General features: G+C 49.3%; 18 protein-coding genes. 15 read left to right on the top strand and 3 right to left on the bottom strand.

Going from position 1 to position 21,061, the window contains the following annotated elements; all coding sequences use genetic code 11:
* Positions 1-2: 2 nt before the first annotated feature.
* The 8 genes from BQ7367_RS12915 (at position 3) to BQ7367_RS12880 (ending at position 9,250) form a co-directional block, all read left to right on the top strand.
* Complete coding sequence (locus BQ7367_RS12915) at positions 3-1,568, top strand: SpaH/EbpB family LPXTG-anchored major pilin (protein ID WP_072525810.1); 1,566 nt, start codon at positions 3-5, stop codon at positions 1,566-1,568.
* 305 nt (positions 1,569-1,873) lie between these two features.
* Positions 1,874-3,109, top strand: a complete 1,236-nt coding sequence (gene glyA / locus BQ7367_RS12910; RefSeq protein ID WP_072526216.1) for a serine hydroxymethyltransferase — start codon at positions 1,874-1,876, stop codon at positions 3,107-3,109.
* 193 nt (positions 3,110-3,302) lie between these two features.
* Positions 3,303-4,613, top strand: coding sequence for a phenylacetate--CoA ligase family protein (locus BQ7367_RS12905; RefSeq protein WP_072525809.1), 1,311 nt, complete (start codon positions 3,303-3,305; stop codon positions 4,611-4,613).
* Between the two features lie 3 nt (positions 4,614-4,616).
* The gene (gene iorA / locus BQ7367_RS12900) at positions 4,617-6,365 is read left to right on the top strand and encodes an indolepyruvate ferredoxin oxidoreductase subunit alpha (protein WP_072525808.1); all 1,749 of its coding nucleotides are present in this window, start codon (positions 4,617-4,619) and stop codon (positions 6,363-6,365) included.
* Positions 6,365-6,937, top strand: a complete 573-nt coding sequence (locus BQ7367_RS12895) for an indolepyruvate oxidoreductase subunit beta (RefSeq protein WP_072525807.1) — start codon at positions 6,365-6,367, stop codon at positions 6,935-6,937. Before iorA ends, BQ7367_RS12895 begins: the two co-directional genes overlap by 1 nt.
* 54 nt (positions 6,938-6,991) lie before the next feature.
* Positions 6,992-7,411 carry an ACT domain-containing protein gene (locus BQ7367_RS12890; RefSeq protein ID WP_072525806.1) on the top strand — a complete coding sequence of 140 codons (420 nt, stop codon included), beginning with the start codon at positions 6,992-6,994 and terminating at the stop codon, positions 7,409-7,411.
* A 34-nt stretch (positions 7,412-7,445) separates the two neighbouring features.
* A complete protein-coding gene (locus BQ7367_RS12885; RefSeq protein ID WP_072525805.1) occupies positions 7,446-8,777 on the top strand; it encodes a phenylacetate--CoA ligase family protein in 1,332 nt (443 codons plus the stop codon).
* A 17-nt stretch (positions 8,778-8,794) separates the two neighbouring features.
* Positions 8,795-9,250, top strand: coding sequence for an amino acid-binding protein (locus tag BQ7367_RS12880; protein WP_072525804.1), 456 nt, complete (start codon positions 8,795-8,797; stop codon positions 9,248-9,250).
* 145 nt (positions 9,251-9,395) lie between these two features.
* On the opposite strand, the gene BQ7367_RS12875 is transcribed toward BQ7367_RS12880, so the two are convergent.
* Positions 9,396-9,593, bottom strand: a complete 198-nt coding sequence (locus BQ7367_RS12875) for a cold shock domain-containing protein (RefSeq protein WP_072525803.1) — start codon at positions 9,591-9,593, stop codon at positions 9,396-9,398.
* A 314-nt stretch (positions 9,594-9,907) separates the two neighbouring features.
* Here BQ7367_RS12875 and BQ7367_RS12870 point away from each other — a divergent pair, with 314 nt between their 5' ends.
* Positions 9,908-10,240, top strand: coding sequence for a transposase (locus BQ7367_RS12870; RefSeq protein ID WP_072524275.1), 333 nt, complete (start codon positions 9,908-9,910; stop codon positions 10,238-10,240).
* Positions 10,237-11,145 (top strand): IS3 family transposase, encoded by a 909-nt coding sequence (locus BQ7367_RS12865; RefSeq protein ID WP_072524276.1) that lies wholly within the window; start codon positions 10,237-10,239, stop codon positions 11,143-11,145. The genes BQ7367_RS12870 and BQ7367_RS12865 overlap by 4 nt, the downstream gene beginning before the upstream one ends.
* 64 nt (positions 11,146-11,209) lie before the next feature.
* On the opposite strand, the gene BQ7367_RS12860 is transcribed toward BQ7367_RS12865, so the two are convergent.
* Complete coding sequence (locus tag BQ7367_RS12860) at positions 11,210-12,559, bottom strand: ISNCY family transposase (protein ID WP_072524277.1); 1,350 nt, start codon at positions 12,557-12,559, stop codon at positions 11,210-11,212.
* Between the two features lie 156 nt (positions 12,560-12,715).
* Between BQ7367_RS12860 and BQ7367_RS12855 the strand changes: the two genes are divergently transcribed.
* The 5 genes from BQ7367_RS12855 (at position 12,716) to BQ7367_RS12835 (ending at position 20,172) form a co-directional block, all read left to right on the top strand.
* Complete coding sequence (locus BQ7367_RS12855; protein WP_072525802.1) at positions 12,716-12,973, top strand: HPr family phosphocarrier protein; 258 nt, start codon at positions 12,716-12,718, stop codon at positions 12,971-12,973.
* A gap of 26 nt (positions 12,974-12,999) precedes the next feature.
* Complete coding sequence (ptsP, locus tag BQ7367_RS12850) at positions 13,000-14,622, top strand: phosphoenolpyruvate--protein phosphotransferase (protein WP_072525801.1); 1,623 nt, start codon at positions 13,000-13,002, stop codon at positions 14,620-14,622.
* A gap of 881 nt (positions 14,623-15,503) precedes the next feature.
* A complete protein-coding gene (locus BQ7367_RS12845) occupies positions 15,504-16,829 on the top strand; it encodes a putative DNA modification/repair radical SAM protein (RefSeq protein ID WP_072525800.1) in 1,326 nt (441 codons plus the stop codon).
* Positions 16,826-17,659: a TIGR03915 family putative DNA repair protein gene (locus tag BQ7367_RS12840; RefSeq protein WP_083588942.1), complete on the top strand. Its 834-nt coding sequence runs from the start codon at positions 16,826-16,828 to the stop codon at positions 17,657-17,659. Before BQ7367_RS12845 ends, BQ7367_RS12840 begins: the two co-directional genes overlap by 4 nt.
* 68 nt (positions 17,660-17,727) lie before the next feature.
* Positions 17,728-20,172: an ATP-dependent DNA helicase gene (locus BQ7367_RS12835; RefSeq protein WP_083588979.1), complete on the top strand. Its 2,445-nt coding sequence runs from the start codon at positions 17,728-17,730 to the stop codon at positions 20,170-20,172.
* On the opposite strand, the gene BQ7367_RS12830 is transcribed toward BQ7367_RS12835, so the two are convergent.
* Positions 20,148-21,035 (bottom strand): LysR family transcriptional regulator, encoded by an 888-nt coding sequence (locus tag BQ7367_RS12830; protein ID WP_442855404.1) that lies wholly within the window; start codon positions 21,033-21,035, stop codon positions 20,148-20,150. The genes BQ7367_RS12835 and BQ7367_RS12830 overlap by 25 nt on opposite strands.
* Positions 21,036-21,061 lie beyond the last annotated feature (26 nt).

The following is a 21,061-nucleotide window of genomic DNA, read 5'->3' as shown; positions in this document are numbered from 1 at the left end:
AAATGAAGAAGAGCAGAACAACAAGATGGGCGGCAAAAGCCCTGGCACTGTGCCTGGCGGGGGCGGCAGTCTTTGGATGCGGGAGCCTGCTGGCGCCGGTGAAGGCGGAAGCAGCGCCTACTATTGAGGCCACTCCGACTACGGGAAGCATCACCATCAACAAGAAAGCGGAGACAGCGGACACACCTCTTGCAGGCGCAACATTTACGATCTATCAGGTCATGAGCCTGACTCCGGGAGCGAATGCGGGAAACTACGCGGAGTATGAGCCGGCGGCAGGATTTGAGAGCGTGCTTGCAGGTGTGGATCCGGATGACCTTGGCAACTACTCAGCTACCCAGCTGGAAGGGCTGATCGATCAGCTGGTGACAGCGGCAGAGGCTGCGGATCCGGTTGACAGCCAGACCACTAATGATTCAGGAACCGCTACGTTCAGCGGACTGGATCTGGGCTACTACCTGGTGATCGAGACAGCAGCGCCGGAAACCTATGTGGCAGGGAGCCCGTTCCTGATCGCGGTGCCTTCCACGAACAACTATAACAACGGGAGTGCCCAGGGAACGGAATGGGTATACGATGTAGTGGCAGAGCCGAAGAACGCAAAGATCAGCATCGACAAAGAGCTGGCCGGAGAAGAAGAGGGCGCGGAGCAGGACGGTACGATCACCGTGGGAGATTTTGTGAAATACCAGGTGACGACCACGATTCCGGAATACCCGGAAGAATATTTTGACAGTGATGTAACATTTACGATCACGGACGTGATGGATGACGGGCTGGAGATCCAGGATGACGGAACCCACCCGGTGACTGTGACGGTAGATGGAGGTGCCGTGACAGCAGGAGCTGATACATATACAAAGACAGCCAGTGATGTGACAGGATCAGGAGCAGACCTGACGATCGCATTTGTAAAAGACTATATCCAGGACAATATGGGAAAGGATGTAGTGATAACGTACTATGCGCAGGTAACGGAGAACGCAATATCCGGAACTACAGGAAACGGGAACCAGGTAACGCTGACCTACAATAATAATCCGGGATCAACGACGACGGCACAGCCACCGAAAGTGAATGTATACAGCTTTAACTTCAAAGTAGAGAAGTTTACTACAGATGGTGGACAGAAGGCTCTGGAAGGCGCAGAGTTTGAACTGTACTCAGATGAGGATCTCCAGCATCAGGTTGGGACGGCTCAGACGAGCAACGCAAGCGGGGAGCTGAGTTTTGAGAAGCTGGATGAAGGGACTTACTGGCTGGTAGAGACAAAGTCTCCGGCAGGATACACACTGCTGGCAGATCCCATCAAGGTAGGGATCGAGGCTACAACAGGAGGCAATTTCAACCTTACTGTAAATGATGAACCGATTTCATCTGGAGGAAGCACTTTTACGACCAGACTGGAAGCGAGCACAGGAACGGCAATCATCGCGGTAGAAAACCATGAAGGATTTACCCTTCCAGCTACTGGCGGCATGGGAATCGCTCTGTTCGTAATCGTAGGGATCGCAGGTATTATCACAGTGTCTGTAGTCATTACCAAAAGGACAAAGAAAAACAACTAATTTCGCCCTCCTTTCCTTATATTTTACCGAGGGCTGACAGGAAAGAAGATGTTTCGTCCGGATACTTTTCGGAAAGGAGACATCTTCTTTCTGTATGTTCGGAAATACAGCCCCCCAAATTTGAATGATATGGTTCCATAGACGAAGTTTGGGAACTTCAACAGATCAGTCATAGACGTACCCTTGATCTTTATGTTATAATAATTTCTGTTCAGTGTGCGGCGAGATGGCAGATGTTTTTCTGAAATATAAGAATGGAGATATCGGGCCGGCATCTGGCAGAAAAATTCATGGAGGATAAGGAAATGTACGATTTTGATGAAATCAGGAACACAGACCCGGAGATCGCCGAAGCGATACAGCACGAGATGGAGAGACAGAATTCTCATATTGAGCTGATCGCGTCCGAAAACTGGGTGAGCAAGGCTGTGATGGCGGCGATGGGAAGCCCTCTTACAAACAAGTATGCGGAAGGCTATCCGGGTAAGAGATACTATGGCGGCTGCCAGTGTGTTGACGTGGCGGAAGATCTTGCCAGAGAGCGGGCAAAAGAACTGTTCGGCTGTGAGTATGTAAACGTACAGCCTCATTCCGGAGCCCAGGCGAATATGGCAGTCATGTTTGCCATGCTGACACCGGGGGATACCGTGATGGGTATGAACCTTGATCACGGCGGGCATCTGACACATGGTTCACCGGTCAATATGTCCGGAAAATATTTCAATATCGTACCTTATGGAGTGAATGACAAGGGCGTGATCGATTACGACAATGTTCTTGCCATCGCGAAAGAATGTAAACCCAAGCTTATCATTGCCGGTGCCAGCGCTTATGCCAGGATCATTGATTTCAAACGGTTCCGGGAGATCGCGGACGAAGTCGGCGCGTATTTGATGGTGGATATGGCCCACATAGCGGGACTGGTAGCGGCAGGTCTCCATCCGAGTCCGATCCCCTATGCACATGTGACCACAACTACAACCCATAAGACATTGAGAGGACCCCGTGGCGGAATGATTCTCTCCAGCAATGAAGTGAATGAGAAGTTCAACTTTAATAAGGCTGTCTTCCCGGGGATTCAGGGAGGACCTCTGATGCATGTGATCGCTGCCAAGGCAGTCTGCTTCAAGGAAGCACTCCAGCCGGAGTTCAGGGAATATCAGGCGCAGATCCTGAAGAATGCGAAAGCCCTCTGTGAAGGACTGAAAAAGCGGGGAGTCAAGATTGTATCCGATGGTACAGATAATCATCTGATGCTGGTGGATCTGACAGAGAAGAATGTAAGCGGAAAAGAGCTGGAGAAACGGCTGGATGACGCCCACATCACCTGTAACAAGAATACCATTCCCAATGATCCGCGTTCTCCGTTCGTGACCAGTGGTGTAAGGCTTGGAACACCTGCAGTTACTACAAGAGGCATGAAAGAAGATGACATGGACAAGATCGCGGAGATCATCGCAATGGTCATTGAAAGTGAAGACAATGTGGAAGCCGCAAGGAAGATGGCGGCAGAACTGACAGAGAAATATCCGCTTTGCTAAATCCGGGAATATATAAAGGGGCTTAATATAAAGGGACTTAAGCTCTGCCTGACGGCGGAGGCTGAGTCCCTTAAGCTTTTCTACGGCGTCCACATCCATCCCCCTAACAAACTTAAATTTAGTACTTTAACTCGACAAAGTAATGTGTTATACTATGCAGAGGCGAATGTTTACATCGAAGGAGGTATACACAATGATTTGGGCAAAGGAGGAGACTCTGCCAAGGGCCGAGATCGAAGCGATCCAGCTGAAGAAGCTTAAGGAGACGGTCCGCTATATTTACGACAGAGTAAAACCTTACCGTGACAAGATGGATGCCGCGGGCGTAAAACCGGAGGATATCCAGACACTGGAAGATCTGAAAAAACTGCCGTTTACATACAAAGCGGACTTCCGGGAGAATTACCCGGACGGACTTTTTGCGGTTGATAAGAAGGAAATCATACGATATCATGCAAGCTCCGGCACGACCGGGAAACCGACGGTAGTCGGATATACACGAAATGATCTGGACATGTGGCTGAACAATGTTGCCAGGATCGCCTGTATGGGCGGGGCCACGGCAGAAGATGTGGCTCAGATCTCATTTGGGTATGGTACCTTTACGGGAGCCCTCGGCCTTCACGGAGGGCTGGAGAAGATCGGGGCTTCCGTGATTCCCATGTCTTCGGGAAATACGAGGAAGCAGATCATGTTCCTTCAGGATATGGGAGTGACGCTTCTGGTGGCCACCCCATCTTATGCGCTTCACTTGGGAGAGGAGATCCGGAACCGGGGCATCGATCCCGCAAAGGATTTAAAGCTCCATATCGGGCTGTTCGGCGGTGAAGGCATGACAGAGCCCATGCGTGATGAGATGCACAAAGTATGGGGGGATCAGTTTATCTGTACACAGAATTATGGAATGAGCGAGCTGTGCGGCCCCGGTGTGGCAGGAGAATGTACCGAGCTGTGCGGCATGCACGTGAATGAAGACTGGTTTATCCCGGAGATCATTGATCCTAAGACCGAGGAAGTGCTCCCTCCGGGAGAACATGGAGAACTGGTCGTGACCTGTCTGGGCAAGGAGGCTCTGCCTCTTGTGAGATACCGGACCGGCGACCTGACCCGGCTGATGTATGAGCCATGCAAATGCGGGCGTACTACATGCAGGATGGAGAATATTTCAGGACGGGCCGACGATATGCTTGTTATCCGCGGCGTCAACGTGTTCCCGACTCAGATCGAGGAAGTGCTGCTCATGATCGATGAGATTGGGCCTCACTATGAGATCCTGGTAGAGCGGAAGAACCGTCTGGATGTGATGACGATCACGGTAGAGCTGATCGATGACCGGCTTCTGGACAGCTACGGGAAGCTGAGCGAGCTGGAAGGCAGGATCAAAGCGGCGTTAAAATCTCAGCTGGGTCTTGCGACACAGATACGCCTTGTGGCGCCGAATTCACTGAAGCGGTTTGAAGGCAAGGCGAAGAGGGTGACAGATTTACGAAAGGATGGACTGTAAAATATGGCAGAGAAAGTGATCATGCTGGGCAATGAGGCGATCGCCCGGGGAGCGTATGAGGCCGGAGTGAAAGTCTCTTCGGCGTATCCGGGAACACCCAGCACGGAAATCAGTGAATATCTTGTACAGTACAGGGATGACGTATATGAAGAGTGGGCCCCCAATGAGAAGGTGGCTACGGAGGTAGCAGTGGGAGCCAGCCTCGCGGGAGTCCGGGCCATGGCCTGTATGAAACATGTCGGACTGAACGTAGCGGCAGATCCGCTGTACTCTGTATCCTATATGGGAGTGAACGGCGGGCTGGTCATCGTGGTGGCGGACGATCCCGGGCTGTACAGTTCCCAGAATGAGCAGGATACAAGGATGGTTGCAAGGGCTGCCCAGATCCCGGTGATAGAGCCTTCAGACAGCGCGGAGGCGAAAGACTTCTTTAAAGTGGCTTTTGAACTCAGTGAGGAATATGACCGGCCTTTTATCTTCCGTACCACTACCAGACTGGCACATTCCCAGGGACTGGTGGAACTCTGCGATCGGGCAGAGATAAAAGACAGACCCTATGAGAAGAATATCACGAAAAATGTCATGATGCCCGGAAACGCGAAGATCCGTCACATTGAGATCGAGAAACGGAATCTGGAGCTGGCGGAGGCGGCAAACACGCTTCCCATCAACCGCGTGGAGATGAATGACACAAAGATCGGCGTCATCACCAGCGGCATCCCGTATCAGTATGTGAAGGAAGCCCTTCCGGACGCTTCTGTCCTGAAGCTGGGAATGGTGAATCCTCTTCCGAGAAAGCTGATCGAAGATTTCGCGTCAAAAGTTAAGACATTATATATTGTAGAAGAACTGGATCCCGTTATCGAAGAGCAGGTAAAATCCTGGGGGATCAAGGCGATCGGGAAGGAAATTTTTACCGTACAGGGTGAGTACAGCGCCAACATGCTGCGGGAAGCGATCTTAAAGCAGGATCTGCAGCTGAAAAGTCCGGCGGCAGCTCCCGGGAGACCACCGATCCTCTGTCCGGGATGTCCCCACAGGAGCGTGTTCTACGTACTCAACAAACTGAAGATGCACGCGGCGGGAGATATCGGATGCTATACATTGGGAGCGGTGGCCCCTTTAAGCGTGATCGATACCACCATGTGCATGGGTTCCAGCATTTCCACTCTTCATGGAATGGAGAAGGCAAAGGGCAAAGATTACATAAAGAACTGGGTTGCCGTGATCGGAGATTCTACCTTTATGCATACCGGCGTCAATTCCCTTATGAATATGGTATACAACAAAGCCACGGGAACTGTGATCATCATGGACAATTCCACGACAGGAATGACCGGACATCAGGATCATGCGGCGACAGGAAAGACTTTGCAGGGGGATCCGACCTACGCGATCAATATCCAGGCGCTCTGCCGTGCCATCGGCGTGAAGAATGTGGTGGAGGTCAACGCGCTGGACATTGACCTTCTGGAAAAGACAGTGAAAGAGGAAGTCGCAAAGGATGAGATATCCGTTATCATCACCAAGACTCCCTGCGTCCTGCTGGATAAGAGGAAGAAGCCGCTTTACATTGCTCATACAGAGAAATGTAAGAAGTGCGGCATGTGCATGAAGCCGGGATGCCCGGCCATGACAAAGAATCCGGACGGCACCATCCATATTGATGACACGATGTGCACCGGATGCGGTCTGTGTGAGAAATTGTGTAAATTTGGAGCGATCGAGCTTGTAAAGGAGGGTGAGCAGTAATGGCGGTAAAGAATATTATGATCGTCGGCGTGGGCGGTCAGGGAACTCTTCTTACAAGCCGGATCCTGGGTGGCCTCACCATCGCGGGAGGATATGACGTGAAGCTTTCTGAAGTACACGGTATGGCGCAGAGAGGCGGAAGCGTGGTCACCTTTGTGCGTTACGGAGATAAAGTGGCAGAGCCTATCGTAGAAGAGGGGCAGGCAGACGTGATCATCGCTTTTGAGCGTCTGGAAGCTCTGAGATATGCTCATTTCCTTAAAAAAGACGGTGTACTTATTGTCAACGACTGGCGGATCGACCCCATGCCTGTGGTAATTGGAGCGGCGCAGTATCCAGAACATATTCTTGAGGATCTGGAGAAAGAGTACAAGGTCTACAAGGTGAATGCCACAGAAGAATCCAAAAAGCTGGGGAACCCCAAGGTATTTAATCTGATCGTTCTCGGCATCGCCGCGCAGCATATGGATTTTACAAAAGAGCAGTGGTATGATGTGATCGAGAAGACAGTCCCGCCGAAGACGACAGAGATCAACAAAAAAGCGTTTGATGTGGGATACAGTCTGGAGTAGGAGATACAGATAAGAATTCAGATAAAAAATTCAGAGCGAAGGGCGGTGATAATAATGATCAGGCAGATATCAATATTCGTGGAAAATCAGCCGGGCAGCATGATGAAGGTGACATCAGTCCTTACAGAAGCACATATCAATATCCGGGCTGTTTCAACATTTGACTCGCCGGAGTTCGGCATCATGCGGCTTGTAGTCGACGATCCGGCGCGGGCGAAGGAGAGTCTGACAAAAGAGGGATTTGTGACGAGGATCACCGATGTGATCGGCGCAGAGCTCAAGGACGAAAAGGGGAATTTAAATCACATGTTCTCCATCCTGGCAGAGGGTCAGATCAATGTCGATTATATTTATTCTTTTGTGATCCGCGAAGGAAAAGCTCCTGTCATGGTATTTCATACAAATGATTTCGAGAAGGCGGAACAGGTCCTCAGGGCTGCGGATATCAAGCTCGTAGAGGAATCAGAATTATAGGAAATTATACGAATATCAAAGGAGAAAAAAGAAAATGGCGGCAGTATCATTAGAAAACTGGGTTGAGAGGATCCGTGATCCGAAGATTGAGTGTATGAGCAGGGACGAGATGGCCGCTCTGCAGAGCAGACGTCTCGTGGATGTGGTAAAGAAAGTATACGACCATGTGGAATTTTACCGCAAAAAGATGCAGGAGTCAGGGGTAGAACCCGGAGATATCAAGTCCATCGAAGACATCAACAAGCTCCCGTTCACCACAAAGGAAGATCTGAAAAATAATTATCCTTTCGGTCTTCTGGCGATCCCTATGAAGGATGTGGTCCGTGTCCAGGGAACTTCAGGAACTACCGGGAAGCTGACCATAGCGCCGTATTCACAGAAGGATGTGGATGTTTGGGGAGAATGTGTGGCAAGAGGCCTGACAATGGCCGGGCTTACCAATGAGGATATCATCCATGTTTGCTACGGGTACGGACTTTTCACCGGAGGAATGGGACTGGACTATGGCGCGAAAGCGCTTGGGGCCACGGCGATCCCGATGTCCGCGGGAAATACAAAGCGCCAGATGATGTGTATGGAAGACCTTGGAGCGACTGCTTTCGCATGTACTCCTTCCTATGCGCTGTATCTTGCGGAATCCATCCAGGAGGCCGGGCTTGTAGATCATATGAAATTAAAAGCCGGCATCCACGGCGCGGAGCCGTGGACCGAGGAAATGAGAAAGAAGATCGAGAGTATTCTTCATATTAACTGTTTCGACATTTACGGACTCTGCGAGATCACGGGACCGGGCGTGGCCCAGGACTGTATCCATAAGGCAGGCCTGCATGTCCATGCGGATTATTTCTATCCGGAAGTGCTGGATCCGGTTACACATGAGAAATGTGCGGACGGCGAGACAGGAGAGCTTGTGTTCACGACACTGGCAAAGGAGGCTATGCCTCTGATCCGCTACCGTACGAAGGATCTGACCAGTATTGACCACAGTACGTGTGAGTGCGGGCGTACTCTTCCGAGGATCTCCAAGTTCACAGGCCGGACAGATGATATGAAAGTAATCCGTGGCGTCAATGTATTCCCGACTCAGGTGGAGACGGCTCTTCTTTCCATCGGAGGGGTTGTGGCTCCCCACTATATGCTGATCGTGGACAGAGAGGATAACCTGGATGTCCTGACGGTTATGGTGGAAGTGGACGAATCGGTATTCTCCGATGAGATCCGGAAACTGGACGCGCTGAGAAACAAGATCGCGGGAGTGCTGAAAGCGGCCCTGGGTATTTCTGTACGGGTGAAGCTGGTGGAGCCGAAAACGATCCAGAGAAGCGAGGGCAAAGCAGTCCGCGTTATTGACAACAGGAATCTGTAAAAAAGGAGGTAAAAGTTATGGGAATCACGATCCAACAGTTATCAGTGTTTCTGGAGAACAGAGAGGGGCGTCTGGACGAAGTGTTGTCTGTTCTGGCGGGGAATGATATCAATATCGTTGCCCTCAGTCTTGCGGACACAACGGAGTACGGAATGCTGAGGATGATCGTATCTGACCCGAACAAGGGCAAAGCTGTTTTAAAAGATAATGGGATCACGGCAATGCTCACAGATGTGATCGCTCTGAGAGTTCCTCATGAGACAGGTTCCCTGAGCCGCGCCATGCATCAGATCGTAGAAGGCGATGTTAATATCGAGTATATGTATGCTTTTGCCAACGGCGCGGACGCGTCTGCGGTCCTGAAGTGTGATGATCCGGCGAGAGTGGTGGATATTCTCAGAGGAAGCGGATTCGATGTATGGGAGGCGGCGGAAGCATATGTCTCCAATATAAAAGGTGCCGGGCAGAACTAAAAATCCCCGGTCAGACAGAAAAAAATAAAAAATTACGCCGGACGGCTGAAGAGCAGTCCGGCGTAATTTTTTAATCTCTTTTCTCTGTATTGCTTTTAATAATTCAAGTCCATTTATATATTAAAAGGTACATTAAAAAATCTGATTAAAGTTTTACTACATTTGTTGCCTGAGGTCCCTTTGTGCCTTCTGTCACGTCAAATTCGACAGCCTGGCCTTCTTCCAGGGTCTTGAATCCGTCCATTACGAGTCCTGAATAGTGAACGAAGATATCGTTGCCTTCAGAATCGGAGATGAATCCATAGCCCTTCTGGTTGTTAAACCATTTTACTGTACCTGTCATTGTGTTGCCCTCCATTAAGAAAATAAATAAGTTGCTGTACTGAAATGCTAAGCACCAATACGGGCTCAGTGTAGCATGTTTGAGGGTAAAAGTCAACGGAGAATGTATATAAATTGCTCAGAAAAACACGTCTGAAAAGGAATTTTTTGTTTATTTAAACAGCGATGTCAATAACTTTTGAAAATGTCACTTTTTAATATTAAGTTTCACTTGAGATAATGTCACTTTCGTAAAAGTGGTGTGGTATAAAAAAAGTTGACAGCTTATTCTCAAGGATTTCATAATAAAACCAAGAGAATAAGGAGGTATTCAAAGTGGCACGTAAATATGACCATGAATACAAAGTACAGGCAGTGAAACTTGCCAAAGAAATCGGCGGCGCTAAGGCTGCTAAAGAATTAGGAATCCCTGAAGGAACCATCCATACATGGCTGAAAGCTGTAAGAGCTGGTAAGCTGGATGTTGGGGAAGGTTCCCATACCCCTGCCAGTGCAATGAGCCTGTCAGAAGAAATTACCATGCTGCGTAAGCGGGTGAAGGAGCAGGATAAAGAAATCCGCCGCCTGAAGGAAGAAAATGAATTTCTGGAGGAAGCCAGCGCTTTTTTCGCCGCCAGCCGTCGGAAGTCAGCAAAAACCAGAGAATGATCTTTCTCGCTTTGAAAACAGAGGACGGCAGGATTACCGGAAAAATTTCATTTTATTGCCGGATGCTTGGTATCAGCCGGCAGGGCTTCTATAAATATCTCGCAAACAAAGACCGTCCATGGAAGTACCAGGATCTGGCGGATGCCATGAAAGAAATCATCAGCGAGGATGAATGTAACGATACTTATGGACGGATCCGGATGTATCAGGCGCTGTTGCTGAAGCAGCCGGAAGGCGTACATATCCCCAGTGAACGGACCGTATACCGGGTTATGGATCAGATCGGCCTGAGCCATCGGCCAAAGAGAAAGCCGAATGGACTTACAAAGGCAGACCGGGAAGCCATGAAATCGGATGATCTGTTGAAGCGGGATTTCCATTCAGATGCCCCATTAGAAAAATGTATTACAGATATCACGGAGATCCCGGCGCGCAATGGGAAACTGTATGTATCTGCGATTTTCGACTGCTTTGATCTTAGCGTCCTCGGTCTGTCAATGGGGACAAACATGAAAGCAGATCTGTGTATCCAAACACTGGAAAATGCCCTGACTGCATATCCCGCATTGGAAGGAGCGATCATCCACAGTGACCGTGGGACACAGTATACCAGTGAGTCTTACCGCCAGACCATCCGGGAGCACCACATCCACCAAAGCATGAACAGTGCAGGAGGACGCTGCCATGATAATGCACGCTGTGAGAGTATGTGGGCCAGAATGAAGACAGAGCTCCTTTATGACCGCTATGACACAAGGCAGATGACGGTAGAGGAATTAAAGGCGCTCATTTGGAGATACTTCCTCAGCTACTGGAATAACCGGAGGATCTGCTCTGCCAATGGCGGGCTTCCTCCCATGATAAAACGCAGACAGTATTATGAGGATTTGGAACTGGTAGCATAGTCAGTGATATCCTTGAAATAAATGTGTCAACTAATCTTGACAATATCAAAGGGCAAATGCCCTTTTACGAAGCAGACTGTTGTTTCTCAAAAAACAATTCGTACAAAAATTTAAGTGACAGGTTATAATCTTCCAGCCACCAAATGGCTTTCCATTCTTCGCTGCTGTGCCGTAACTGCAAATGTGGTTCTACAGTTGTCCGTACCTTTTTAGGTACCTTTAAGCTGGCATTTTTGTTTTGCGGTTTCAGGTACCGGATCGTGTTGTAAATCCGGCCTCCGTACTCTATGCGGATACCGAAACGGGGATTTATCAATACGGTGATCTCACGGCGGGCATTGATAATGGGGAACCCTTTGTCTAAAATCTGAAAACAGCGGTTTTTAAAAGAAAAAGTTCCGGCTGCATCTGTTTTTCTCGTGTGTTTTACACAGAGAATGGAATCCAGATCGATTCCTTTTGCTGGGGGGATAAAAATGGACTCCGCTTCCGGTGTGACAGAGAATTTTTGGTTGAAGAGTTCCCGATACTCCATTTCCAGGAAACGGTTTGCTTCCGTCAGGGTCCTGATCCCCCGCCTTGCGAATTCAACAGGAAGCCTGCTCTGAAGAGTTGCCCATAAGCGTTCAATACGCCCTTTTGCCTGAGGTGTTTTTGCAAAGATGAGATCAACTCCCAGTTCATGCATAGAACGTCCGAATTGGGTCAGATGAACGGTCTTACCTACGACCAGCTCATCTACAGTAAGTTTCCCGGTTTTGGGGGAGCGGAAGATTGTGTGATTGTCGGAATAAACCGTTTGCGGGATGCCAAAGTCCATGCAGCACTGACGCATGGTTTCCAGGTAACCGTAAAGGCATTCGTTGTGGGTAAGGAACAGGCCGACCACGTTGCCGGTGGCATCATCAATGGCTCCATGCAGAGCATACTTGGTATTACCGCCAAACCATTCGTAAGGCGTAGCGTCAATCTGTATCAGTTGTCCGGGATGAGGCTTTCTTTTCCGTCGATGGGTACGGTGACGGATTTTTTTCTTTTTGGGGCTTTCAAAACCTGCATTTTTTAGTATACTGGAAAGGGCAGAATAGGAAAGGGTGATTCCGAAATCTGCTACGAGTATATCTTTGAAATGGAGGAAGTTGACCCCAGAAAATTCCGGGCGGGAATAAATCTGAAGGACGGCTTCCTTCAATTCATCTGGAACAGCGTGAGCAGGCTTTCTGCCGGTATTTTTGTGAATGAGGGATTCTGCGCCAGAAGTAAGGACTCCTTTCTTTAAACGTGAGATCTGGCGTGGAGAAAGACCTAGAAGCTCAGCAGCCTGTTGTCTGGAAATGGATTTGTCAATAAAACGGTTGATGACAGTAAGAGTTTTCAGTTGTTTTTGTGACAATGTAATTTTACCTTCTTTCATAACTTTAATAGGATACCAAAAAGAGACAAAATCTCAAGTGAATCCTAAGGTGACATTATCACAAGTGAATAACAGTTTATTTAAACAGCGATTGAAAATTCAGGTGTTGTGTTATATACTTATAAAAGAATTACGAAATCAAGGAGGACACAAATTATGAAAGAATTTAAATACGTGATCACAGATCCGGAAGGAATCCATGCAAGGCCGGCAGGAATCCTCGTAAAGCAGGCAGGCGGGTACCAGTCTGCAGTTAAGATCGAGAAGGCAGGGAAGAGCGCGGACGCAAAGAGGATCTTCGGTGTAATGGGACTTGGTGTTAAGACAGGAGAAGAAGTGACCATAACGGTCGAGGGCCCGGACGAGGACAAGGCAGCTGCGGAATTAGAAGCATTCTTCAAGGAGAATTTATAAATCATACCAAGGAGGATTTATAAATTATGATTACGATAAGTGGTAAAAGTGTATTCGGCGGCGTCGCGATCGGGAAGCTCATGTTCTATAAGAGAAATGAGAAAGTGATCAAAAGGATCCATGTAGGCGATGTGGACGCAGAGTGGAAGCGATTCCAGGAAGCGAAGGAGACAGCGGTGGCCCAGCTGAAAGGCCTGTATGACAAAGCTCTCGCCGATGTGGGAGAGGCCAATGCTATGATTTTCGAGATCCATCAGATGATGCTGGAAGATCTGGACTATCTGGAGTCTATTGAGAACATCATCCGGACACAGGAGGTCAACGCAGAGTATGCGGTGGCTACCACAGCGGATAATTTTGCCCAGATGTTCGCGGCCATGGATGATGCTTATATGCAGGGCCGCGCGGCAGATGTCAGGGACGTGTCAGAACGTGTCCTTGATATTCTATGTGGAGTAGACGGCGGTATCCAGGAGATGACGGAACCCTGTATCATCGCGGCGGACGATCTTGCGCCCAGTGAGACAGTACAGCTGGACAAGGATAAGGTCCTGGGATTTGCCACCATGTATGGCTCTTCCAATTCCCATACGGCGATCCTGGCCCGGACCATGAATATACCGGCAGTGATCGGACTTGGCGAGGCCCTTGTAAAAGAGTATGACGGGAAAACAGCCGTGATCGACGGGTTTACAGGAACACTCTACATTGAGCCCGACGAGGAAACTCTTAAGACCATGAAAGAGAAACGGGCCAAGGATCTGCAGCAGAAGGCTCTTCTGGAGCAGCTCAAAGGCAAGGAAAATGTTACAAAGAGCGGGCAGAAGATCAATGTCTATGCAAATATCGGAAATGTATCTGACCTGGGGGCGGTGCTCAAGAACGACGCCGGCGGGATCGGCCTGTTCCGGAGCGAGTTCCTGTATCTGGAGAACACGGATTTCCCAACAGAGGAGCAGCAGTTTGCTGTCTACAAGCAGGTGGCTGAAAGCATGGCGGGGAAGAAAGTGATCATCCGTACGCTGGATATTGGCGCTGACAAACAGGTAGATTATTTCGGACTTGACAAGGAGGAAAATCCGGCGCTGGGTTACCGCGCCATCCGTATCTGTCTGACAAGGCCGGAGATCTTCAAGACACAGCTGCGCGCATTGTACCGTGCGGCCATGTTTGGCAATATATCCATCATGTTCCCCATGATCATCTCTGTCAGCGAAGTGCGAAAGATCAAAGAGATGATCGCGGAAGTAAAAGCAGAGCTTAAAGAGGAAGGAATTCCCTATAAGGAAGATGTTGAGCTTGGGATCATGATCGAGACACCGGCGTCGGTTATGGTCAGCCGGGACCTGGCGAAGGAAGTGGATTTCTTCAGTGTGGGAACGAATGACCTGACCCAGTATACACTGGCGATCGACCGCCAGAACTCAAAACTGGATGAATTCTATGATCCTCATCATCCGGCAGTGCTTGCCATGATCCGGATGGCGGCAGAGAACGCTCATGCGGAAGGCGCATGGATCGGTATCTGCGGAGAGCTGGGGGCTGACCTGGAGCTGACAGAAGAATTCCTGAAGATGGGGCTGGATGAGCTGTCCGTTTCACCGGCTATGGTGCTTCCGCTCAGAAAACGGATCCGCGAGTGCGAATAAATCTGAGTTTGTCGGAGTGATTCAGAAGACGCCGGGGAGGATAGATAAACCTTAGGGAATAGAAAAAAGCCGGTATCAGAAAAACGTATTCTGCGGCAACAGAATGGGTGGCCCCGCCTCCGTTCCGGAATCCGGGAAAACATAAAGGGACTTAGAACCCGCCTAAATACAAAGCAATCCGATGAGCAACTCGCATTCGCTCAGACAATCTCATCGGATTGCTTAACGGCGGATCCTAAGTCCCTTAAGTTTTCCAGCGGATTCCTCCAAAGTCGCCGGTCCACCCATCTGCCGCCGCAGAAAGGTTCTTCCGACCGTTGGTTTTTCTCTACGCTACACTTTATCTATCCTTTCCGGTGTCATGATTCATCCTCCGTCAATCTCACGATTATAAAGTAAGACGAAAACGGAACGCTATTGGAGAAAAAGACATTTACGAGTCCAAAGGTTATTATGCCAAAGATCCGTGGATGTCAGGTCTGCGAAACACCGCCATAAGGCGGCCTGACCCTGACATCCACGGATCTCTGGCTTATATTTTCTGACTTTCTTGAAGGCAGAGTATATAGTCGATAAGGTTCCACTCTCATAATTACTTTTAAATCGCGAGATTGTTGAGGAAGTAGGATAGGGCGCCGGGGAAGGAAGAGGTGTCCATCGAGGGCCGTGCAGCAACGCCGGCACTTGGGGCGCGTTCTTTGCGCCTTTATGTGCCGCTGCGTTGCAGCTCCGAGCGAAAGCGTGCCTGAGATGGATATCCTCTTCCTTCCATGGCGGCCACATCCACCACTTCAACAATCTCAGATTTCTCTCTTGATATGGACGAACATATGTGCTATACTGTCTGTAAAAGAACATGTGTTCGATTTCGGAGAGGCGATATGATGGACAGGATCGTAGAAGGGATGTCTTTATATGAAAAACTGAATATATTGTCTGACGCGGCCAAGTACGATGTCTCCTGTACTTCCAGCGGAGTGGACAGGCAGGGCGACGGCAAAGGTATGGGAAACTGCCGTAAAGCGGGGATATGTCACAGCTTTTCCGCGGACGGAAGGTGCATTTCCCTGCTGAAGATCCTGTTTACAAATGAGTGTATTTATGACTGTAAATACTGTATCAACCGGGCATCTAATGATGTGCCCAGAACATCATTCACTCCGGAGGAAGTATGTACTCTGACAATGGAGTTCTACCGAAGGAATTATATTGAAGGGCTTTTTCTGAGCTCCGGTATACTGAAAAGTCCGGATTATACCATGGAGCTGATCTACGCTACTTTGTACCGGTTGAGATATGTCTGTAATTTCCAGGGGTATATTCATGTAAAGGCGATACCGGGCGCAGATCAGAGACTGATCCGGCTGACCGGATATCTGGCGGACAGGATGAGTGTGAACATAGAGCTGCCTACTGCTGAAAGCCTCCGGCTTCTGGCGCCTCACAAGTCCCGGAAGAATATCCTCGCTCCCATGAGATATGTACAGGAAAAGTCAAAGGAAAACCGGCAGGAGATCGCATTATACCGCAGCGCGCCCAGATTTGTCCCGGCGGGCCAGAGCACCCAGATGATCATCGGGGCGACGCCGGAGTCAGATTATCAGATCCTGAATGTGACGGAGGCGCTGTATAAGAAATTTGATCTGAAGAGGGTCTTTTTTTCCGCTTTTGTCCCGGTTAATGAGGACAAGGCACTGCCCTCCATCAGAGATCAGGGACCGCCGCTGCTCCGGGAACACCGTCTTTACCAGGCAGACTGGCTGCTGAGATTTTATCATTTTAAGGCGTCGGAGCTCCTGGATGAGGAGAATCCGAATTTTAATGTTTTTCTTGATCCAAAGTGCTGCTGGGCTCTGAAGCATCTGGAAGAGTTCCCGGTGGAGGTCAACCGGGCAGACTATTATACGCTTCTGCGGGTGCCCGGGATCGGGTACAAGTCCGCGGGAAGGATCGTGAAGGCGCGGCGCATGGGAAATCTGAATTTTGATGATCTGAAAAAGATCGGGGTCGTGCTGAAGCGGGCTTTGTATTTTATCACATGCAGCGGTAAGATGATGTATCCTGTCCGTATAGAGGAGGATTATATTACGAGGAATCTGATGAATACGAAGGAAAAGCTGCCGGAAGGAGCGGACGGCATGACTTTCCGACAGCTGTCTCTTTTTGACGATGTGAATACAGATCTGAAAGGGATGAGTACAGGATGAAGCAGGTTTATATATGTACAGATACCATAACGGGACTATATTCGGCGATCCATGACGCGTGGAAGGAATGCCGGGACAAAGATGCCGGCATAGAGATACGGGGAAGGACACAACAGCAGCTGTTTTGTGAATACAGGACTGTGGCTGAATGTGAGTCAAAGGCAGAACGTCTGGAAAGGATGATCAAGAGATACCTGGGCTATAATGCGTACTGGGATATTTATCATGCACTGTTGTCTCCGGAGGCGGACAAAGGTACCGCGGTTTTTAAGACGATACAGGAGGCCAGGAATATCCGTGACAGCCGGAAGATCATGGATCATCTTGGAAATCCTGACGTGGCAAAGGTGTTTGCCATGAGCAGAAGCGTTTCAAATGAAGCTCATATGTACGAAGAGTTTATCCGATTCCGGGAGCTGGAGAACGGGATCCTCTTTTCTGAAATCACACCGAAGGCACAGGTGCTGACCTGTGTGGCAGATCACTTTACAGACAGGTTTCCGCTGGAAAACTGGATGATCTACGATAAGTCTCACGGTGTGTTTCTGGTACACAGAGCAAGGGAGTCCTGGGGGCTTGTCTGGGGCGAGACTCTGGACGAGGCGCAGGCAGGGAAAGTATCAGAAAAAGAGAAAGAATACGAACGATTGTGGAGTGGGTTTTTCCAGTCGATCTCTATACAGGAGCGGGAGAATCCCAGATGCCAGAGAAATCATCTTCCTCTTCGTTATCGGGATCAGATGCCGGAGTTTCGCGGCCGGAGCAGAGAGCCGCACCGGGATCAGAGGAATACGCGCGCGGGGGACGAGGTGCCCGGGACCGGAACTTGACAGAATATGCCGGGACAGATAACATAATACTGTACGCGGAGCAGATCCTTACATGGTTTTATGTGGGAATGACATTGCGACATCACCGGAAGGACATTGAGAGTAAGGATTGCTTGAGAAGATGTGAGAAGGCAGAGACAAAAAAGTTGAGTGAACAGATAAATGAGGAGATCCGAACAGTACGGGTGTCTGTCCGGAATCTGGTAGAGTTTATTCTGAGAGAAGGAGACATTGACAGCCGCAGGGCCGGCGGCCCGGACAGGGATGCCATGTTGATGGGAGGACGGCTGCACAGAAAGATCCAGAGACGGATGGGTCCCGAGTACCAGGCGGAAGTCAGCCTGAAGATGAGGATCCCCTGCGGGGAGTTTTCGATCCAGGTAGAAGGACGGGCAGACGGTATTATCACAGGTGAAGAAGTCATCGTGGATGAGATCAAGGGGGTACTGCGGGAGCTGTCCCATATTGAGGAGCCGGTTTTGGTCCATCTGGCCCAGGCAAAATGCTATGCGTATATTTATGCAGAGCAGCAGAATTTGGATGAGATCGGAGTCCAGATGACATACTGTCAGCTGGATACAGAGGAGATTCGGCGGTTTAACTTCCGGTACTCGAAGGCGGAGCTGAAGGAATGGTTTCAGGAACTGATCGGACAGTATGAGAAGTGGGCCAGATTTCAGATCGAGTGGAGACAAAAACGGGATGATTCAATCCGACAGGTGGAATTTCCGTTCCCATACCGAAAGGGGCAGAGAGATGTGGCCGCCGCTGTTTACCGGACGATTCTGAGAAAGAAAAAGCTGTTCATCCAGGCACCTACCGGAGTGGGAAAAACGATCTCTACTGTGTTTCCCGCTGTAAAGGCTCTGGGGGAGAGACTGGGAGAAAAGATTTTTTATCTGACTGCAAAGACGATCACAAGGACAGCGGCTGAGCAGGCTTTCCGGAAGCTTCAGGAGCAGGGGCTCTGTATGAAAGTTATTACACTCACCGCAAAAGAAAAAATATGTTTTTGTGATGAGGCAGTCTGTAATCCGGATGTCTGTCCCTATGCAAAGGGACATTTTGACCGTGTCAATGACGCGGTCTATGATATGATCACCCGGGGAGACGAGATCGATCGCAGAAGGATCGAGGAGCAGGCGGAAAAGTACAGAGTATGTCCGTTTGAACTGTCTCTGGATATATCTGACTGGGTGGACGCGGTTATCTGCGACTATAACTATGTGTTTGATCCGACCGCCCATCTGAAGAGATTTTTTTCGGAGGGTGGAAGCAAAGAATATATTTTTCTTATCGATGAGGCCCATAATCTGGTAGAGCGCGGCAGAGAGATGTACAGCGCCGTCCTTTGTAAAGAAGATTTTCTGGACGCAAAGAAGCTGATAAAAAGGGAAGATGCTGTGCTGGCGCGGAGACTGGATGAGGTCAACCGCCTGTTTCTTGCTCTTAAGAAAGAGTGTGAGAGTGTACAGATCCTGAACAGCGTATCCCATATCGCTTTAAAGCTGATGAATCTTCTGACGGAGATGGAGCGCTATCTGGAAGAGGCGCCGGATGGGGAAAAACGAGAACAGATCCTGGAATTATATTTTCAGGTGAGATCATTTATCAGTATCCATGATATCTTGGATGAGAATTATGTGATCTACAGTGAATTCGGGGAAGATGGCAGATTCCGCGTAAAGCTGTTCTGTGTCAATCCGGCGAAGAATCTGCAGAATTATCTGGAATATGGGAGCGGGACGATCTTCTTTTCTGCGACCTTGCTCCCGATCCATTATTACAGAAAGCTTTTATCTGTGGAGCCGGATGATTATGCCATATACGCAGAGTCTTCTTTTCCCAGAGAGAATCGGCTGCTTCTTCTGGGAAGAGATGTGAGCACGAGATATACTATGCGGAATACAGAAATGTATGCCCGGCTTGCACGATACATTGCAGAGGCTTTGAGGGGACAAGCAGGGAATTATATGGCGTTTTTCCCATCTTACCGGATGATGGAAGACGTCTATGAACAGTTTCTGAAACTTTCAGAAGAAATGCGCCTGGAGGTTGATACGATCCTTCAGTCTCAGAATATGTCTGAGACTGAGAGAGAAAAATTTCTGGAGATGTTTGCCCAAGACCGGGGGAAAAGCCTGGTCGGATTCTGCGTTATGGGAGGTATTTTTTCCGAGGGGATTGATCTTGCGGAGGACAGACTGATTGGGGCCATTATAGTGGGAACCGGGCTCCCGCAGGTTTGTAATGAGCGTGAGATCGTGAAACAGTATTTCGAGAAACAGGATATGAGAGGTTTTGATTATGCCTATCTCTACCCCGGGATGAATAAAGTGCTCCAGTCTGCGGGAAGGGTAATCCGCACGGAGAAGGACAAGGGATTGATCCTTCTTCTGGACGACAGGTTCTGCCAGCGGCAGTATCGCGAGATATTTCCCCGGGAGTGGGACGGGTACCGGATCTGCAGCGCGGACACGCTGGAAGACTATATGGTATCATTCTGGAAATAGCTTAAAAATTCGAGGGAGGCCCTGGATAAAGGCAGACGATCATTCCAGGCCACCACAAGTTCCCGGTCGGGGAGATCTTCTTGTGTCTCTATGATAAAGACGTCCTTCCCAATACCGGATATACAGTAATCGGGCACAAATGCGATGCCAAGCCCGATCCTGGCCAGATCGATCAGAAGGTCATTGCTGGTGAGCTCGATTTCCGGCACCAGATCCAGCTGGTGCTGCTGGAAGATCTGGTGCAGGAATTCATTGGTCGTACTGTTTTTGTCCAGCATAAGGATCGGATATTGAAGAAGTTGTGAGAAGGAAAGTTTTTTCCCTTTTAGCTCGCGGAAGTTGTTACCGGCGATAAAAATATCTCTGAATTTTTTTAAATGTGTGGTGGATACGGACGTGCCCAGATGAGCATTTGGATAATTTACGACAATGAGATCCACCTGCCCGTTTCTGAGAAGTTCGGCACATTTCATGGAAGTCTGGTTGATCACTTTTATGTGGGCGCCTGGAAAAGCTTTGTGGAACCGCTCCAGATAAGGAATGAGGAAATAACGGCATATGGTGTCGCTGGCGCCGATCCGTATCTGGCCTCCGGTAGATGTCGCGTCCAGAAGCTGGGCCTCCCCTTTCTGGATCAGATTCATGGCCGGTTCGATGTGGCGCATAAGGATCTCACCTTCAGGAGTAAGCTGCACTTTTTTTGTGCTTCGTATGAAAAGGACCTGGTCCAGTTTGCGCTCCAGAGTCTTGATCGACTGGCTTACTGCCGACTGGGAGATGTAAAGCTGTTTGGATGCCTCGGAGAAATTCAGGGTAGAAGCCACATGATAAAAGACTTTATACAGTTCATAGTTTATATCGATCATTATTAGACCTCCTAATAAGTGGT

It is taken from the genome of Clostridium sp. Marseille-P3244 (genome assembly GCF_900120155.1).
Classification (GTDB): Bacteria; Bacillota; Clostridia; order Lachnospirales; family Lachnospiraceae; genus Mediterraneibacter.
Note: the sequence above shows the minus strand (reverse complement) of the source record. Positions and strands in the feature narration are given on the sequence as shown.

Excerpts from the sequence above, each read along its gene's own strand:
- glyA (WP_072526216.1), top strand. The coding sequence starts at position 1,874 with ATGTACGATTTTGATGAAATCAGGAACACAGACCCGGAGATCGCCGAA.
- BQ7367_RS12885 (WP_072525805.1), top strand. The coding sequence starts at position 7,446 with ATGGCGGCAGTATCATTAGAAAACTGGGTTGAGAGGATCCGTGATCCG.
- BQ7367_RS12915 (WP_072525810.1), top strand. The coding sequence starts at position 3 with ATGAAGAAGAGCAGAACAACAAGATGGGCGGCAAAAGCCCTGGCACTG.
- BQ7367_RS12880 (WP_072525804.1), top strand. The coding sequence starts at position 8,795 with ATGGGAATCACGATCCAACAGTTATCAGTGTTTCTGGAGAACAGAGAG.
- BQ7367_RS12905 (WP_072525809.1), top strand. The coding sequence starts at position 3,303 with ATGATTTGGGCAAAGGAGGAGACTCTGCCAAGGGCCGAGATCGAAGCG.
- BQ7367_RS12895 (WP_072525807.1), top strand. The coding sequence starts at position 6,365 with ATGGCGGTAAAGAATATTATGATCGTCGGCGTGGGCGGTCAGGGAACT.
- BQ7367_RS12840 (WP_083588942.1), top strand. The coding sequence starts at position 16,826 with ATGAAGCAGGTTTATATATGTACAGATACCATAACGGGACTATATTCG.
- BQ7367_RS12865 (WP_072524276.1), top strand. The coding sequence starts at position 10,237 with ATGATCTTTCTCGCTTTGAAAACAGAGGACGGCAGGATTACCGGAAAA.
- BQ7367_RS12875 (WP_072525803.1), bottom strand. The coding sequence starts at position 9,593 with ATGACAGGTACAGTAAAATGGTTTAACAACCAGAAGGGCTATGGATTC.
- BQ7367_RS12860 (WP_072524277.1), bottom strand. The coding sequence starts at position 12,559 with ATGAAAGAAGGTAAAATTACATTGTCACAAAAACAACTGAAAACTCTT.
- ptsP (WP_072525801.1), top strand. The coding sequence starts at position 13,000 with ATGATTACGATAAGTGGTAAAAGTGTATTCGGCGGCGTCGCGATCGGG.
- BQ7367_RS12845 (WP_072525800.1), top strand. The coding sequence starts at position 15,504 with ATGATGGACAGGATCGTAGAAGGGATGTCTTTATATGAAAAACTGAAT.
- BQ7367_RS12835 (WP_083588979.1), top strand. The coding sequence starts at position 17,728 with ATGACATTGCGACATCACCGGAAGGACATTGAGAGTAAGGATTGCTTG.
- iorA (WP_072525808.1), top strand. The coding sequence starts at position 4,617 with ATGGCAGAGAAAGTGATCATGCTGGGCAATGAGGCGATCGCCCGGGGA.
- BQ7367_RS12890 (WP_072525806.1), top strand. The coding sequence starts at position 6,992 with ATGATCAGGCAGATATCAATATTCGTGGAAAATCAGCCGGGCAGCATG.
- BQ7367_RS12855 (WP_072525802.1), top strand. The coding sequence starts at position 12,716 with ATGAAAGAATTTAAATACGTGATCACAGATCCGGAAGGAATCCATGCA.